A 669-nucleotide genomic window follows, 5' to 3' on the forward strand; every position below is an offset into this window, starting at 1 on the left:
GTGCTAAGGTACCTATTTTTATCCGCCCATTGCGAAACCGTATACGGTGGGTCTGGTTGTCGTGCGTTATTGGCATTGGCGAAAAATTCTTCGACTGCATTGTCATCCATTATTCGTTTCTTGCAAGTTCTCTAACTCTGGAGAATGAGGATCATGAAAAGGCACTGGAATATTAACCGCCTCAAGCAAAGCGGTTCTCATATAATAATCAATAGCACCAATAAGGCTGGCCGCATCACATCCAACTTGTGCAGCAATGCTTGCACCAAAACGATGAGGAAAATTCAACATAGCATCACGGTGCGCTCTTCCAAACTCACGCGCTGCCTTTTTCATTTCTTCTCGATCAACAGTGGTTTCGCGTAGTCGTTCAAGGGCAATCTTTTCGCTTTCAAGCGCAACTTGCATCCGCTCCAGTTTTATCTTGTATTCATTGGCTCCATCTGTGGAGGCTTGTTTGATCTTTGTTCGCGGTTGTCCATCAGGCGCTAAAAGTGAAGCAGGGCGCTTTGTTGGATTCTCATTCCAGATGCTTGTGGCAAGGGCTTCATTGACAGAACCATCTTCAAAAAGAGCCGCATCAAATTTACCTGTCTTTATCCGAGAAACCACCGCATTATGTGAAACACCCATCTTTTTTGCAAACGCACGAACCGATAGACCCTTACG

The 669-nt window shown here is 45.3% G+C and carries 1 protein-coding gene; it reads right to left on the minus strand.

The window, feature by feature from the left end; all coding sequences use genetic code 11:
* Positions 1-102: 102 nt before the first annotated feature.
* On the minus strand, positions 103-669 hold a 567-nt coding region (locus tag ACFINF_RS09460; protein WP_375620624.1), incomplete at its 5' end, for a hypothetical protein.

Origin of the sequence: Bartonella sp. TS25HLJMH (genome assembly GCF_042193505.1) — a bacterium.
GTDB classification, from domain to species: Bacteria; Pseudomonadota; Alphaproteobacteria; order Rhizobiales; family Rhizobiaceae; genus Bartonella; species Bartonella grahamii.